Origin of the sequence: Flavobacterium sp. (genome assembly GCF_044361065.1) — a bacterium.
Lineage (GTDB): Bacteria > Bacteroidota > Bacteroidia > Flavobacteriales > Flavobacteriaceae > Flavobacterium.
Map to the genome: position 1 here is coordinate 1 of NZ_JBIKJI010000035.1, position 16,271 is coordinate 16,271.

Consider the following 16,271-nt stretch of genomic DNA (forward strand, 5'->3'; position numbering starts at 1 on the left):
AGAAATAGAACCATTTAATCCACCTTTATATACAATATCCGGATTTTTTGGATCGATTGTAATTCTTGAAAAGTAAAATGGGCGAACTACTAAAGCAAAATCACTATTTAAATGTTTCCATGATTTTCCGGCATCTTCTGATTTATATAATCCTTTTTCGCTGTCTTTTTCACATTCAATAACTGAATATAAGATATTAACATCTGATGGCGCAACTGCAATGGCAATTCTTCCTAATTTTCCAGCTGGAAAACCATTATGGATTTTGTTCCAAGTTTTTCCACCATCAGTAGTTTTAAATAACGCAGAAGAATTGCCACCTGAATTAAAAGACCAAGCAGTTCTTCTAAATTCCCAAAAACTGGCATACATAACGTTTGGATTGCTAGGGTCGATAACTAAATCTGAACAACCCGTTTTGTTGTCAATATAGTGTACTTTATTCCATGTTTTTCCACCATCTTTTGAATTGTAGATACCTCTTTCCTCACTATCTCCCCATAGTGCTCCTAAAACTCCAACCCATATATTGTTTGAATCTCTAGGATCCACAATAATTGATGAAATTCTGTCTGATTTTGGTAACCCCATATTGGTCCAGTTCAAGCCGCCATCTGTTGATTTATAGATTCCATCTCCAACAGATACACTATTTCTCGTCCAAGTTTCACCCGTTCCAGCCCAAATTACATTGTCTGGATTATTAGGATCAAAAGTAATTGCTCCAATAGATTGAATATGTTTGTCGAAAACAGGTACAAAAGTAGCACCCCCATCAGAGCTTTTCCATATTCCACCACCTGCTGCACCTAAAAAAATAATTTGATTGTTCTTTGGATGCATAGCCAAATCAGAAACACGACCACTCATTAATGCAGGACCAATTTGGCGGGCTTCTAAATCTCCAAAAAGTTCTTTTCCTTTTAGTGTTATTTCTTGAGCGTTTAAAGAAATTACACTAGATAATATTATTGTAAATAAAAATGACTTTTTCATATTACTCTACTTTCATTTCAAATGCTTTTGCATCTACAGTTGGATTTATAGAGATGCTTTTTACGGTCATTTCTTGCCCTCCTTGATTCATTGTGAAAGGAAAAAACATCCCATCAACTTCTTGGTAATCTCCCATTGTACTTGTTGACACTTGACCTTTTGATGGACCTTCTTTTACTTCAGATTCAGTCATAATTGGCACATAATTTTCAGCATCAAAATAATAAAAAACTACATTTTCTTCTTTTTTTCCTGCAACAGTAATTGGCGTTTTTGTTAACTTTATTTTAAAACATTCTGTTCCTTCTTTTGTTTCCTTACCAAGAAATTCTACTTTGTAACCCTTATCTTTATAATTGTAAAAAGGATCAGGAAAATCGTTAATTTGACTTAACATATTTTCAGTTGTTTCAGAATCTAATTTTTCTGGTTTCATAGTCATAAAATTAGTACTCCATCCTGTTTTTCCATCAAATGCTAATTGTGTAATTTCTTTTCCTTGAAAATTAACTTTCACATACATTTTTCCGGTTTTATCATTGAAAATTTCTATAGGAATTTCCATTCCATTATAATTACTAACCAAATTCATTTTGAAACCATTAATTTTTGATAGTTTTTCTTTTCCACCAATGTTTTCAAAATATTTGTTAATGATTTCATCAGCAGTTTGTGCTGAAACAGTTAAACTAGTAAATAAAATTACAGTTGACGCTAATAGATTTCTTAAATTTTTCATTTTTTTGTGATTTAAAGGTTTTATAAATAAGTAGCAATTTTTTTTATAAAGTTACAATATTTGGAAGAATAATTTTATTTTACTTATTTTGTATCAATAAACGCCAAAATAAATTTTTATGTACACGCCAATTCATCAGTGGGCTGAAGACGATCGTCCACGAGAAAAACTTCAACTTAAAGGTAAATCAACCTTATCCGATTCGGAATTATTAGCTATATTAATAGGTTCAGGCTCCAGAAATGAAAGCGCCGTACAATTGTGTCAGCGAATTTTAGCCGCATCAAACCATAATCTTAATCAGCTTAGTAAACTTTCGGTTCATCAATTAGTTCAATTTAAAGGTATCGGAGAAGCTAAAGCCATAAGTATTGTTGCTGCTTTAGAATTGGGGAGAAGAAGAAGGTTGGAAGAAGCAACCGAATTACCAAAAATCACATCAAGTAAAAATATATTTGAAATTATGCAACCCATAATTGGAGAGTTACTCCACGAAGAATTTTGGGTGTTGTATTTAAATAATTCTAATAAAGTAATCCATAAATCGCAAATTAGTAAAGGTGGCATCACAGGAACTGTGGTGGATAATAGAATGGTTTTCAAAACGGCTTTTGAATATCATGCCACTTCAATAATTTTATGTCATAATCATCCATCTGGCAAATTACAAGCCAGTGACCCCGATTTGCAATTGACTAAAAAGCTAAAAGTTGCAGGTCAAACTTTAGACGTTTTAATATTAGATCACATTATTATTACTGAATTTGGTTATTTAAGTTTTAAAGATTCAGGTATTTTTTAATATGGGTACGCAGATTTTTTTGATTTGTTTTCAAAAACATAAATAAAAAAAATCTATGTGCCTATGTGTTTAAAATAGTTAATGTACTTTTGCAAAATATATTTACAGTTAATACAATGAACGAATTATATCAATTTTCCAAACAAGATTTAGAATTGGTTTCAAAAATAAAACAACATCAAAATATTTCGGCTATTTTTTATCATTTTTGGATAAATTTAGTCAATCCAGAAGAAAAATTTGTTTTTGTAGATACTATTGAAATCGTTTTTGATACAACTGATACCTATTTTTTCAAAATTAATGAAGAAGATAATGGTTATATAATTTCTTCAAACTACAATTTTGAGGAAGAGCAAAAAATGTTAGCCGAAAAATTTCAAGAAGTACTTTCTTTAAAAAGAGTAGATGTGAGCGCAGCTACTATTTGGAAAGATAAAATTAAAACACCTCTTTTATCTGTAAATACAGTAAATGATTACGAAAACAGAAACGAAAATTTTATTCATTTTGATTTTATTGATGGCTCATTAGCAATTTATTACAACGAAGAAAAAGGATTATTAGTTGAAGATTACGAGGCATAATCGCCTTTTATTTGATTGAGATAAATTTTTGTTAATACGTTTTTAATCTTATTTCAATATTCTTATCTTGCAACATAATATATTACAAAATGATAAGCACGAAAAACATCACGTTTTCTTATAATAAAGATCAAAATTTCATTATGCCTGATTTATTTTGTCAGGCAGGAAGTACTATTTTAGTAACTGGAAATTCGGGTAAAGGAAAAACTACCTATTTGCATATATTGGCAGGTATGTTGCAACCCAATTCTGGAGAAATTTTAATTGATAATACAGATTTCACAAATCTTAAAGGAAGTAAAGCAGACAAGTTTAGAGGTAAAAATATTGGTGTGGTATTTCAAAAATCGCATTTTATTGCTTCGCTATCCGTTTTAGAAAATTTAGAAATGGCAAGTTGGTTAGCTACAGGTAAAAAGCATACCAAACGCGCTAAAGAATTATTAAATAAATTAGATATTTTAGAACAAGCGCACAAACAACCAAGCCAATTGAGTGTCGGACAACAACAACGTGTTTCTATAGCTCGTGCATTAATGAATGAGCCAAAAGTGTTGTTAGCGGATGAGCCCACATCAAGTTTAGATGATAAAAATGCAGACAATGTAATTGAGTTATTGGAATCATTATCTAAAGAATACAAAGCCGCTTTAATTATTGTTACACACGATAGTCGTATTAAAGCCAAATTCACGAATCAAATTACAATGGTATGATCGGAAAATTAGCATGGAAAAATATTTGGTTTAAACCATTAAATACCATTTTGAGCATTTTGTTATTAACTGCATCGGTAGCTATTATAACAGTTTTGATATTAGTTGAAAAACAATTTGAGGAAAAATACCAAAGCAATTTAGATGGTGTCGATTTGGTCCTTGGAGCTCAAGGAAGTCCTCTTCAACTTGTACTTTCATCAGTATATCAAGTTGATGATCCAACAGGAAATATTAGTTACGATTCTGTAAAAGTATGGATGCAACATCCGTATGTTAAAAAAGCCATTCCGTTAGCGTATGGTGATAATTATGTAGGATTTAAAATCGTCGGAACTACTCCAGATTATATAGAAAAATACCAAGCTAAAATAGCGGAAGGTAAAGTATTCGAGCATAATTTTGAAGTAGTTGTTGGAGCCGATGTTGCTGAAAAATTAAATTTAAAATTAGGAGATACTTTTAAAGGAACTCACGGAAGTGCCGCTGAAGGTGAAGTTCACGACCACGGAGAATATAGTATTGTAGGAATTGCCTCTAAAACAGGAAAAGTAATTGATAATTTAATTCTGTCAAATATTCCAACCGTTTGGCAAATGCACCACGAAGAAGGTCACGAAGAAGTTGCCGAAAATCCTGCTCATGGCGAAGAAGGTTATGTGCGTGAAGAAGAAGAGCATGTTCATTCAGCGGAATGTAATCATGATTCCCATGAATCGGATATGACCATTGATGAGCCAAATATGGAAATAACGTCTGTTTTAATTGAGTTTAAAAACAAAATGGGCGTTTTTATGTGGCCAAATATTATCGCACAAAACACAAAAATGCAAGCTGCTTTGCCAACGTATCAAATGAATAGATTGTTTGATATGTTTGGTGTGGGACTAAATGCGTTGAAATATTTAGCATTCGGAATTATGTTAATTTCTGGAATATCAATTTTCATTGCTTTATTCAATACCTTAAAAGAAAGAAAAGCTGAATTTGCCCTTTTACGTGTAAATGGTGCAAAAAAACACCAACTACTTATGGTTGTTTTACTTGAAAGTATTTTACTTTGTATTGTAGGGTATTTTTTCGGAACGGTTTTGGGTAGAGTCGGAATAGTCTTATTATCAAAAGCATCAGAGTCAGACTTTAAATTAGGATTTAATCCTATGGAAATTATTTGGGAAAAAGAAGGGCTTTTATTTGGTCTAACCCTTTTAATTGGGTTGTTAGCTGCCTTAATTCCTGCTATAAAAGCTTACACTATTAATATATCAAAAACTTTAGCAAATGCGTAATTCAGTAAAAATAATAATGGCCTTATTAATTGGCGTTTTTTTATTCAGTTTTCAAAATCAAAGTGAAATAACGACATATACATCTTCAAAAAGAGTTATTGTTTCAGCAGACACATTAACTTGGAAATTGTTGGGCGAAATTAAATATTTGAAGAAAAAACACGCCTCGTATGGCGAAGTTGATTTTCCAGTTATTAACACAAAATTGAAAAAATTAGCTAAAAAAACCATTGTAATGAGTGGATTTATTGTGCCAATTGATAACAAAAATTATGCTTTGAGTAAGAATGTTTTTGCTTCTTGTTTTTTCTGCGGGAAATCAGGTCCAGAAACTATTATGGGGATAAAATTTAAAGGCGCTACACCAAAATTAAAAACCGATACGTATTTAACAATAAAAGGTACTTTCCGTCCAAATGAAGACGATGTAGAAGATTGGATTTATAATTGTGATAATGCTGAAATTGTAAAAGGGAAATAAATTTGGAAGATATAAAACATATTTTTTTCGATTTAGATCATACGCTTTGGGATTTTGAAAAAAATTCGGCTTTAGCTTTTGAAAAAATATTTCAAGAACTAAATTTCGATATCAATTCTCAACAATTTATGGATATTTATAATCCAATTAATGTTGCGTATTGGAAATTGTATGAAAAAAACGAGATTGATCAAGAAACCCTTCGTGTTAGTCGCGTTAAAGACGCTTTTGAAGCACTTAATTTTGAAATTTCATTAGATCAAATAAATACCATTTCACATTTGTTTATTGAGTATTTAACTTCAAATAATCATTTGATAGAAGGTACAATTGAAACTTTAGACTATTTAAAAGATAAATATGTTTTGCATATTATTACCAACGGATTTTCATTTGTACAAGATGTAAAATTGCAAAAAAGTAATTTAGATAAATATTTCGTTACCATTACCAATTCGGAAGCAGCGGGGCATAAAAAACCCCACGAAAATATTTTCAAACACGCGTTAACTTCTGCAAATGCTTCTAAAACAGAAAGCATAATGATTGGTGATAGTTTTGAAGCAGATGTTTTAGGAGCCCAAAATTTCGGAATAAAAGCAGTTTATTTTAATCCAAAAGCGGAAATGATTTCGCAAAATCAAATTATTCAAATACAAAGTTTAACCCAATTAAAAAATTTATTATGATGAAAAATTTTTCAATTTTAGTACTCGTTTTCTTATCATTCACTTCTTTTGCTCAACAAAATAAAGTGATTATTATTTCTAACAAATACGAATTTCAAAAAGAAAAAAACACGTATAATATTAATACTATGCTAAAAGCTATATTGATATCAAATAGTTATCAAGTGTTTTTTGATGATGAAGAATTGCCTATAGAGATTGCACAAAATAAATGTAATGCTTTAACAGGTGTTTTAATTGACAATAGCAATTTGCTTGTAAGAAAAATCAAATTTCAAATTAGAGATTGTCAAAATAATTTGTTGTTTGAAACGGCGGAAGTAAAAACTAGAGAAAAAGACATTCAAAACGCTTATATTGAAATAATTAAGTTGTTGAGCCCAGAATTAAAAAAATATGATGCCACAATAATTCAAGAGAAGGAAGTTATTGCAACATCAGAACTAGTTGATACACCAAAAGTATCAGAATTTAAAACCTATTTAAATTGTAGATTTGAACAATCATTAGGGGATCCAGTAACTGAAGTAAGGGATACTAATGACAATCTTCTTTTATTATTGCAAAAAACTAAAAATTCAAATGTTTTTATTGCAAGTAAAGAAAATATAACAGGTATTTTTACTAAAACTGGGAATAAAGGTGTGTTTGAGTATTATTTGAATTATGAATATATGGTTGAGGAGTATTTGTTTTAGTAAAAGGTTACTTTCCTTACGCCTAACACCCTAAACCTTTCACCTAAAACCCAACACCCAATCAATATCCATATTTATTTTTCCATCTGTTTTTTAAAAACTGACGAATTTCTTTTTCCCTGGCATTTTCGCCTGGTTCAAAAAATGTAGTTTCAGAAATTTCGGTTGGTAAAAATTCTTGTTCAGCAAAGTTATTAGCAAAATCGTGTGAATATTTATATTCCTCCCCGTAACCTAATTCCTTCATTAATTTAGTTGGCGCATTTCGTAAATGGATTGGTACCGCTAAATCTCCAGTTTGTTTCACTACTTGCTGGGCTTTTCCAATGGCCATATAACTGGCATTACTTTTTGCAGAAGTGGCTAAATAAATCGCACATTGACTCAAAATAATTCTACTTTCTGGATAGCCAATTGTACTCACAGCTTGAAAGGCATTATTCGCCATAATAAATGCTGTTGGATTGGCGTTTCCAATGTCTTCACTTGATAAAATCAACATTCTACGCGCGATAAATTTTACGTCTTCACCACCTTCAATCATTCGGGCTAACCAATATACTGCTCCATTCGGATCACTTCCACGAATTGATTTTATAAATGCTGAAACAATATCGTAATGTTGTTCACCTGTTTTATCATACAACACTGTATTTTTTTGAACCATTTGCATTACTTTTTCATTAGTAATTTCAATAGTGTTGCCTTCTGTGGCATTAATTACCAATTCGAAAACGTTTAGTAGTTTTCTACCATCACCACCTGATAATCTTAGTAAGGCTTCTGTTTCAATTAAACTAATATTTTTAGTTTTTAGATAGTCGTCTGACGCAATTGCTCGGTGTAAAATATTTTCTAAATCTTCTTTTGTAAACGCATTTAAAACATATACCTGACATCGTGACAAAAGTGCAGGGATGACTTCAAAACTTGGGTTTTCAGTAGTGGCGCCAATTAAAGTTATCCAGCCTTTTTCTACTGCTGCTAAAAGCGAGTCTTGTTGCGATTTGCTAAAACGGTGAATCTCATCAATAAATAAAATTGGATTTTTTGCCGTAAATAAACCACCGCTTTGTTTGGCTTTTTCAATAACGTCTCTAATGTCTTTTACACCTGAATTAATAGCGCTCAATTCGTAAAACGGGCGTTTACTTTCCTGTGCCATAATTTGTGCCAAGGTTGTTTTTCCTGTTCCGGGAGGCCCCCATAAAATTAAACTCGGAATAATTCCTTTTTCAATTTGTTTGGTTAACGAGCCGTTTTCGCCAACCAAATGAGATTGGCTAATGTATTCGGATAAAGTTTTCGGACGAATTCGTTCTGCTAAAGGTATTGTCATAAAGCAAATTTAAACAATGCAATCTTCTCAAACAATTTTTTTTAATTTTAATATGATATGCCAATTTTTCATATCTTGTACTTTGGCTTCATTTTTGACTTTTCTTAAATATGATTAAATCGTCTATAGATAAAAATTTTTATTTTTCACTTTCCGTGATTCTATTTCCGTTGCTCTTTGTAATGTTATTATGGATCACGTATTATTTGAATTTGCATTATTTTCCAGAACTGTATCAATACGGAATTTTACCTAAAACAGTCAAAGGTTTGCGAGGTATTCCGTTACATATTTTTATTCACGGAAATTTCAAACATTTACTTAATAATTCTATTCCGATTTTCTTTTTGGTAATGGCTTTGAAATACTTTTACCGTCAACAGTTTTTTAAAGTATTATTTTTAGGTATATTATTTACAGGATTAGGAACGTGGCTTTTGGGTAGAAACTCCTATCACATTGGTGCAAGTGGATTGGTGTATTGTTTGGTAAGTTTTATCTTTTTTAAAGGAATTTTAACCAAATATTACCGATTAGTCGCCTTGTCATTAACCATTGTATTATTATATGGAGGAATTATATGGTATATGTTTCCCAATGCAGAAACGTTAAACGGAGGCGTATCTTGGGAAGGGCATTTTGCTGGTTTTGTAACGGGTTTGATTATAGGAATTTTTATAAAAACACCTCAATTTTCGGCACCAATTTTTTATGATTGGGAACATCCAGATTTCGATCCAACAGATAAACCTTTCTTTAAACAATTTGACGAAAACGGAAATTTTATAAATCCACCAAAACCTGAAAATGTAGAAGAAACGGAAGTGGATTCTTACTTTAAATCATCAGTAAAAGTGATTTATGAATTCTTGAAAATGAAAAATTAGATAATTGTCTAATTAAATAAGACGCTGCCTAACAACTTCATATAAAAAAGCACCACACGCAACGGAAACATTTAAAGATTCAATAGTTCCGTACATAGGTAATTTTGCTTTTTCATCAACCACTTTTAACACGGATGGGTTTACACCGCGTTCTTCGTTACCCATAATAATGGCTACAGGAACTTTAAAATCGATATCATAAATGGTGTTTTCTGTTTTTTCTGTTGCTGCTACGGTTTTGATATCGCAACTTTGTAAATGAAAAACGGCATCTTTAATATGATCTACTTTACAAATCGGAATATTAAAAACAGCACCTGCACTTGTTTTTACGGTATCCCCATTTACAGGAGCAGAACCTTGTTTTTGAACAATAATTCCATTAACACCTACACATTCAGCTGTTCTAATAATCGCACCAAAATTTCTCGCATCAGATAATTGGTCTAAAATTAAAAACAAAGGCGTTTTACCGCTTTCTAAAGTTTGTTCAATTAACGTGTCTAAATCGTGAAAAGCAATTGGCGAAATAGTCGCCACAGCCCCTTGGTGATTTAAGGAAGTAAAACGATTCAGTTTTTCTACAGGTACATAACTAAAGTTTACATTATTTGCCTTTATAGCTTTCATTAAATCTTTCATTAAGTCGCCCTGAGCTTCTTTCTGAATAAATACTTTATCTATAACTGCGCCCGAATGTATGGCTTCAATAATGGCTCTAATTCCAAAAATCTGATTGTCGTTTTTCATAGCTGCAAATATAGGTAAGTTTATTCAAATTTATTTTAAAAATACGTTTTAAAACTAATTTGCACGATAGAATTAGAAAGTTTTATGGTTTGGTTTCCTATATTTCCATTGGCATACACTAAATTAAATAAGCCGCCATTGCTAAGTAATCCGAAACCAAAACCCAGTCCGTAAATTTGGTCTTCGGTATTATTGGCTTTGTCTTGATAATATCCGAAATCAGTAATACTGTAAAAATATAAATTGGGTGAAGCGACATAGCGATATTCGGCGAAAAGACCAGTAAATACGTTTCCTTGCAGGCTGTTTTCGTTAAAACCTCTTATTGATTGAATGCCTCCAAATCGATACAATTCATTAGTGAAATAATCATTGCTTTGAAGATAATAGGTATCTGTTTTAATATGAATAACATTTTTTTTGTTGAGTTCGAGCAATTTTTGTAGTTGAATTTGAGCAAAAAACTGATTCGTTTTTACGGCGCTTGCTGTTCGGTTACCCATTCCGAATTTTGTAAAAACGGTAAATTTATCTGGAAATAAAGAATCGTCAAAACTAACTTTTTTATGTTCAAAAACAGAAGTAATAAATGTGGATTTTAAATCTTTAATGGTTGAAGAAGTTGCTTTTTGAATTGCTTCCGAAACATTATCTTTGTAACCAATAAAAACTTTTGTATTGTAATTTATCATATAGCCCAAATCGAAATCGAAACTACTATTTTGAAAAATGGTATCTTGTTTAAAGATTCTTAAATTTGATTTCAACGCTATCGGACTTTTAAAAATATAGGCCAAATCTAAATTCACATTGAAAGTGCTTTGTTTGTTTCCGTCATTTTTCCAATATAAATTAAAGCGTTCACCAGAATTTAAGTTATTGTATAAATTTAAATCCAAATAGCCATTAAATTGTAATTTCTGAGTGGTTTCTTTGTTTCCAAATCCTAAAAAACCATCAAAAGTGTTGTTTTTCCTTTTTTCCAAATACAAATATACTTTTGTAGAATCGGTTGTGAGTAAAACTTCTGGATATTTTATCTGTGATACAAAAGGTAAAGTATTAAAATCGGAATGAATTTTTTTAATAACGTCTTTGTTAAAAGGTTTTGCATTGTATTTTCTTAAAAACACTTTTTTAATCCCTTCAGGAAATTGGCTGTATCCTTGAAAAACTAATTGGTTAATCTTTCTAATTTTGTTTAATTCAATAACTAAATCAGCTTGTAATAGGTTATTAGTTTTAGTAAAATTTATTAGTTGTATTTTCGATTGAGCAAAACCTTTTTTTTCTAAAACATTTAGTTTTTCGTTAATATAATTTTCTGTATTCGAAAGTAAAATGATTTCAGAAGTGGTTAAGCTTAACATATCTTTTACTTCATTTGATAGACTATCGGTTTTAATTTCAATATTCCGAGTTAAATTCCCTAATTTATATATGAAAGTAAAACTGCTATCATTGGTTTTTTGGGTTTCGAGTAATTCGTTTTCTAAAAAACCGATTTTAATTAAATTCTGATTGAATTTTTGTTGAAACTCTAATAGGTTTTTAATTTCCTTGTGTGATTTGATATAGCCGATGCTGTCAATAATTTTATTTTCAGTTGAAGAACTTCCTTCAATTTTTAAATAAAACTGCTGACCATATATATAAGGAGTAATAAAAAAAAGAAAAACCAAATATTTCATAGCTCAAATATAACGTAATTTTTATAATATTTATTTTGTTGTTTAATTTTAAAAACAACACTTATTTAAGACTTTGGACATATCACCATTAAGACATTCGACTATATCTGGTTATCAAAAAGTTAGAAAATTAAAAATAAATAATATAGAGTTTGGATAATTAAAAATAATTTCTACCTTTGCATCCCTTAAAATAAGGTAACAATAAACAAAGTTTAATTAAAATTTAATTATGCCAACAATTCAGCAGTTAGTTAGAACAGGAAGAACCAAAATAACTAAGAAGAGTAAATCGGCGGCTTTAGATTCATGTCCTCAAAGAAGAGGTGTATGTACTCGTGTTTACACAACGACTCCAAAAAAACCAAACTCAGCAATGAGAAAGGTAGCAAGGGTTCGTTTAACAAACGGAAACGAAGTAAATGCATACATTCCTGGAGAGGGGCATAATTTACAAGAGCACTCGATAGTATTAGTTAGAGGTGGAAGGGTAAAAGATTTACCAGGAGTTAGATACCACATTGTGCGTGGTGCTTTAGACACAGCAGGTGTTAAAGACAGAACACAACGTAGATCTAAATACGGTACAAAACGCCCTAAAGAAGCAGCTAAAAAGTAATTATTTAACACTTTTAAAGAAAAGACATGAGAAAAAGACAGGCCAAAAAAAGACCTCTTTTGCCAGATCCAAAATTCAACGATCAGTTGGTAACACGTTTCGTAAACAACTTAATGTGGGATGGTAAAAAATCAGTTGCTTTTAAAGTATTTTATGATGCTTTAGATATAGTTGAGACAAAAAAACAAGATGCAGAGAAATCAGCATTAGAAATTTGGAAAGACGCATTAACAAACGTTATGCCTCATGTAGAGGTACGTTCACGTAGAGTGGGTGGAGCTACATTTCAAATTCCAATGCAAATTCGCCCAGATAGAAAAGTATCTATGGCAATTAAATGGTTAATTCTTTACACTAGAAGAAGAAATGAAAAATCTATGGCTGGTAAGTTAGCTGCAGAAATTTTAGCAGCGGCCAAAGAAGAAGGTGCAGCAGTTAAGAAAAGAATGGATACTCACAAAATGGCAGATGCTAATAAAGCATTCTCTCACTTTAGATTTTAATTCGTACAGAAATGGCTAGAGATTTAAAATTCACGAGAAATATTGGTATTGCTGCGCACATTGATGCAGGTAAAACTACAACTACAGAACGTATTTTGTTCTATACTGGGAAATCACACAAAATTGGTGAAGTGCATGATGGTGCTGCAACAATGGACTGGATGGCTCAGGAGCAAGAAAGAGGTATTACAATTACTTCTGCTGCAACAACTTGTACTTGGAATTTTCCAACGGAACAAGGTAAATTGTTGCCAGAAAGTTTACCATACCACTTTAATATTATTGATACTCCAGGACACGTTGACTTTACTGTTGAAGTAAATAGATCTTTACGTGTATTGGATGGTTTAGTATTCTTGTTTAGTGCAGTAGATGGTGTTGAACCACAATCTGAAACAAACTGGAGATTAGCAGATCAATATAGAGTGCCTCGTATGGGATTCGTAAATAAAATGGATAGACAAGGTTCTAATTTCTTAGCTGTTTGTCAGCAAGTTAGAGACATGTTAAAGTCTAATGCAGTTGCAATTACTTTACCTATTGGTGAAGAATTAGATTTTAAAGGAGTAGTAGACTTAGTAAAAAATCAAGCTATTGTATGGCATGATGAAACGCAAGGAGCTACTTTCGATATTATCGAAATTCCTGCTGATATGGTGGATGAAGTAAAACAATACAGAGATATTCTTATTGAAGCAGTTGCTGATTACGATGAAAACTTGCTTGATAAATATATGGAAGATCCAGATTCAATCACAGAAGAAGAAATCAACTCTGCGTTGAGAGCTGCTACTATGGATATGGCAATTATTCCTATGATTGCAGGTTCATCTTTCAAAAACAAAGGGGTTCAATTCATGTTAGATGCAGTATGTAAATACTTACCATCTCCAATGGATAAAGAAGGTATTACAGGAATTCACCCTGATGATGCTGAATTATTAGAAGAAGATCAAACTAAAATATTACGTAAGCCAGATGTTAAAGAGCCTTTCGCTGCTTTAGCGTTTAAAATTGCTACTGACCCATTCGTAGGTCGTTTAGCTTTCTTCCGTGCTTACTCAGGTCGTTTAGATGCTGGTTCTTATGTATTAAATACACGTTCTGGAAGCAAAGAAAGAATTTCTCGTATCTATCAAATGCACGCTAACAAACAAAATCCAATCGAATATATTGAGGCTGGAGATATTGGAGCAGCAGTTGGTTTTAAAGATATCAAAACTGGAGATACCTTGTGTGATGAAAAACACCCAATCATTCTTGAGTCAATGAAATTTCCTGCCCCAGTAATTGGTATTGCTATTGAGCCAAAAACGAAAGCGGATGTTGATAAAATGGGTATGGCTTTAGCTAAATTAGCTGAAGAAGATCCAACATTTACAGTAAGAACTGATGAAGCTTCAGGACAAACTATTATTTCAGGGATGGGTGAGTTACACTTAGATATCCTTGTAGATAGAATGAAACGTGAATTCAAAGTTGAAGTAAACCAAGGTGAGCCTCAAGTTGAATACAAAGAAGCATTTACAAAATCAGCTACACATAGAGAAACATACAAAAAACAATCTGGAGGTCGTGGTAAATTCGGTGATATCGTATTTAGATTAGAGCCTGCTGATGAAGTGGACGGTAAAATTCCTGTAGGATTACAATTTGTGAATGAGGTAAAAGGAGGAAACGTTCCTAAAGAATATATCCCTTCTGTTGAAAAAGGTTTCCGTGAAGCTATGAAAACTGGTCCTTTAGCAGGATACCAAGTAGATAGTTTAAAAGTAACTTTGTTAGACGGATCTTTTCACCCAGTCGATTCAGATGCGCTTTCTTTCGAATTAGCAGCTAGAATGGGGTATAGAGAAGTGGCAAAAGCTGCTGGAGCTATCGTATTAGAGCCTATCATGAAAATGGAAGTTATTACACCAGAAGAAAACATGGGAGATATCGTTGGTGATATTAACCGTCGTAGAGGTCAGGTGAATGACATGGGTGACAGAAACGGTGCTAAAACTATCAAAGCAGATGTGCCATTATCAGAAATGTTCGGTTATGTAACTACATTAAGAACATTGTCTTCAGGTAGAGCAACTTCAACTATGGAGTTCTCACACTACGCTGAAACACCTGCTAATATTTCAGAAGCGGTAATTAAAAAAGCAAAAGGTAACGCTTAATTCTTAAGAAAATGAGTCAAAAAATCAGAATAAAATTGAAATCTTACGATCACATGTTGGTAGATAAGTCTGCTGAAAAGATTGTAAAAACTGTAAAGAGCACAGGTGCTGTAGTAACGGGTCCAATTCCATTACCAACACACAAAAGAATTTTTACAGTATTACGTTCTCCACACGTAAACAAAAAATCTAGAGAACAGTTTGAATTAATGTCATACAAAAGACTTCTAGATATTTATAGTTCTTCTTCAAAAACGATTGATGCGTTGATGAAATTAGAATTACCAAGTGGTGTTGAAGTAGAAATTAAAGTATAACTTTATTTCAATATAATTAAAAAACCGAGTTGAAATACTACTCGGTTTTTTTATATTTTAAAGGGAAAAAATATTAGATTTTTATTGTTTTTAAAAATAAGTTAACATTTATTTTTGAGAATAATAAAATATTTATATATTTGCACCCTTGAAAAAATTCAGCAATCGTGCTGAAAATCAATGTTTAATTAAATAATATGTATTTATGTCTGGGTTAATCGGAAGAAAAATCGGTATGACTAGCATCTTTGACGAGAATGGAAAAAACATTCCATGTACCGTTATTGAAGCTGGACCATGCGTTGTGACCCAAGTCAGAACCAATGCAATTGACGGGTATGAAGCCCTTCAATTAGGTTTCGATGACAAAACTGAAAAGCATACAGTAAAAGCTGAAGAAGGTCACTTCAAGAAAGCTGGTACTGCTGCTAAGAAGAAAGTTGTTGAATTCCACGGTTTTGAGGAGGAGTTTAAGTTAGGAGATTCAATTGATGTAAACTTATTCACTGAAGGTGAATTTGTTGACGTGGTTGGTACTTCTAAAGGTAAAGGATTTCAGGGTGTTGTAAAACGTCATGGTTTCGGTGGGGTAGGTCAAGCCACTCACGGTCAACATAACCGTTTACGTGCACCAGGATCTGTTGGAGCATCATCTTATCCTTCTAGAGTATTCAAAGGAATGAGAATGGCCGGAAGAATGGGTGGAGATAATGTAACAGTTCAAAACTTAAAAGTTTTGAAAGTTGTTGCTGACAAAAATCTTTTAGTAATTAAAGGGTGTGTACCAGGGTGCAAAAACTCTTATGTAATCATTCAGAAGTAATGGAAGTAAAAGTTTTAGATATCAACGGAAAAGAAACAGGTCGTAAAGTAAATCTTGACGATACCGTTTTCGCTATAGAACCTAACAAACATGCTGTATATTTAGATGTTAAGCAATACTTGGCTAACCAAAGACAAGGAACGCACAAAGCTAAAGAAAGAGCAGAAGTTGCAG

At 32.0% G+C, this 16,271-nt stretch carries 19 protein-coding genes; 14 read left to right on the plus strand and 5 right to left on the minus strand.

The features are described 5' to 3' along the window. Positions 1-996: WD40/YVTN/BNR-like repeat-containing protein (locus tag ACIQ11_RS03705; RefSeq protein WP_396152914.1), on the minus strand; the 996-nt coding region annotated here is incomplete at its 3' end. Position 997: 1 nt separating this feature from the next. Continuing rightward, positions 998-1,735: an outer membrane lipoprotein-sorting protein gene (locus ACIQ11_RS03710; protein WP_396152916.1), complete on the minus strand. Its 738-nt coding sequence runs from the start codon at positions 1,733-1,735 to the stop codon at positions 998-1,000. A 118-nt stretch (positions 1,736-1,853) separates the two neighbouring features. Between ACIQ11_RS03710 and radC the strand changes: the two genes are divergently transcribed. The 7 genes from radC to ACIQ11_RS03745 all read left to right on the plus strand — a co-directional run bounded on the left by radC (position 1,854) and on the right by ACIQ11_RS03745 (position 7,000). Further along, positions 1,854-2,537 (plus strand): DNA repair protein RadC, encoded by a 684-nt coding sequence (radC, locus tag ACIQ11_RS03715; RefSeq protein ID WP_396152918.1) that lies wholly within the window; start codon positions 1,854-1,856, stop codon positions 2,535-2,537. 116 nt (positions 2,538-2,653) lie between these two features. Then, on the plus strand, positions 2,654-3,124 hold the full coding sequence (locus ACIQ11_RS03720) for a hypothetical protein (protein WP_396152920.1): 471 nt from the start codon (positions 2,654-2,656) through the stop codon (positions 3,122-3,124). An 89-nt stretch (positions 3,125-3,213) separates the two neighbouring features. Further along, positions 3,214-3,843, plus strand: coding sequence for an ABC transporter ATP-binding protein (locus tag ACIQ11_RS03725; RefSeq protein WP_396152922.1), 630 nt, complete (start codon positions 3,214-3,216; stop codon positions 3,841-3,843). Then, positions 3,840-5,132 carry an ABC transporter permease gene (locus ACIQ11_RS03730; RefSeq protein WP_396152924.1) on the plus strand — a complete coding sequence of 431 codons (1,293 nt, stop codon included), beginning with the start codon at positions 3,840-3,842 and terminating at the stop codon, positions 5,130-5,132. Before ACIQ11_RS03725 ends, ACIQ11_RS03730 begins: the two co-directional genes overlap by 4 nt. Further along, complete coding sequence (locus tag ACIQ11_RS03735; protein ID WP_396152926.1) at positions 5,125-5,613, plus strand: hypothetical protein; 489 nt, start codon at positions 5,125-5,127, stop codon at positions 5,611-5,613. Before ACIQ11_RS03730 ends, ACIQ11_RS03735 begins: the two co-directional genes overlap by 8 nt. Before the next feature lie 2 nt (positions 5,614-5,615). After that, on the plus strand, positions 5,616-6,302 hold the full coding sequence (locus ACIQ11_RS03740; RefSeq protein WP_396152928.1) for a YjjG family noncanonical pyrimidine nucleotidase: 687 nt from the start codon (positions 5,616-5,618) through the stop codon (positions 6,300-6,302). Beyond that, complete coding sequence (locus tag ACIQ11_RS03745) at positions 6,299-7,000, plus strand: hypothetical protein (protein ID WP_396152930.1); 702 nt, start codon at positions 6,299-6,301, stop codon at positions 6,998-7,000. The genes ACIQ11_RS03740 and ACIQ11_RS03745 overlap by 4 nt, the downstream gene beginning before the upstream one ends. A 61-nt stretch (positions 7,001-7,061) precedes the next feature. Here the strand turns inward: ACIQ11_RS03745 and ACIQ11_RS03750 are convergent, their stop codons facing one another. After that, positions 7,062-8,339, minus strand: coding sequence for a replication-associated recombination protein A (locus ACIQ11_RS03750; RefSeq protein WP_396152932.1), 1,278 nt, complete (start codon positions 8,337-8,339; stop codon positions 7,062-7,064). A 110-nt stretch (positions 8,340-8,449) separates the two neighbouring features. Between ACIQ11_RS03750 and ACIQ11_RS03755 the strand changes: the two genes are divergently transcribed. Next, complete coding sequence (locus tag ACIQ11_RS03755) at positions 8,450-9,226, plus strand: rhomboid family intramembrane serine protease (RefSeq protein WP_396152934.1); 777 nt, start codon at positions 8,450-8,452, stop codon at positions 9,224-9,226. Between the two features lie 12 nt (positions 9,227-9,238). On the opposite strand, the gene rlmB is transcribed toward ACIQ11_RS03755, so the two are convergent. Together rlmB and ACIQ11_RS03765 are read right to left on the minus strand one after the other, a co-directional pair. Then, positions 9,239-9,976 carry a 23S rRNA (guanosine(2251)-2'-O)-methyltransferase RlmB gene (gene rlmB, locus ACIQ11_RS03760; RefSeq protein WP_396148652.1) on the minus strand — a complete coding sequence of 246 codons (738 nt, stop codon included), beginning with the start codon at positions 9,974-9,976 and terminating at the stop codon, positions 9,239-9,241. Positions 9,977-10,011: 35 nt separating this feature from the next. After that, complete coding sequence (locus tag ACIQ11_RS03765) at positions 10,012-11,667, minus strand: hypothetical protein (protein WP_396152937.1); 1,656 nt, start codon at positions 11,665-11,667, stop codon at positions 10,012-10,014. A 232-nt stretch (positions 11,668-11,899) separates the two neighbouring features. Between ACIQ11_RS03765 and rpsL the strand changes: the two genes are divergently transcribed. The 6 genes from rpsL to rplD form a co-directional block, all read left to right on the plus strand. Beyond that, positions 11,900-12,286: a 30S ribosomal protein S12 gene (gene rpsL, locus ACIQ11_RS03770; protein ID WP_091314384.1), complete on the plus strand. Its 387-nt coding sequence runs from the start codon at positions 11,900-11,902 to the stop codon at positions 12,284-12,286. Positions 12,287-12,312: 26 nt separating this feature from the next. After that, positions 12,313-12,789 (plus strand): 30S ribosomal protein S7, encoded by a 477-nt coding sequence (gene rpsG, locus ACIQ11_RS03775; RefSeq protein ID WP_091314380.1) that lies wholly within the window; start codon positions 12,313-12,315, stop codon positions 12,787-12,789. Between the two features lie 11 nt (positions 12,790-12,800). Further along, positions 12,801-14,957, plus strand: a complete 2,157-nt coding sequence (fusA, locus tag ACIQ11_RS03780; protein WP_396148656.1) for an elongation factor G — start codon at positions 12,801-12,803, stop codon at positions 14,955-14,957. Between the two features lie 11 nt (positions 14,958-14,968). After that, positions 14,969-15,274, plus strand: a complete 306-nt coding sequence (gene rpsJ, locus ACIQ11_RS03785; RefSeq protein WP_091314374.1) for a 30S ribosomal protein S10 — start codon at positions 14,969-14,971, stop codon at positions 15,272-15,274. Positions 15,275-15,479: 205 nt separating this feature from the next. Continuing rightward, entirely contained in the window at positions 15,480-16,097 is a 618-nt protein-coding gene (gene rplC, locus ACIQ11_RS03790) for a 50S ribosomal protein L3 (RefSeq protein WP_396152939.1), read from the plus strand. Continuing rightward, positions 16,097-16,271, plus strand: a 175-nt coding sequence (gene rplD / locus ACIQ11_RS03795) for a 50S ribosomal protein L4 (RefSeq protein ID WP_396152941.1), incomplete at its 3' end; no start/stop codon positions are given. The genes rplC and rplD, both read left to right, overlap by 1 nt.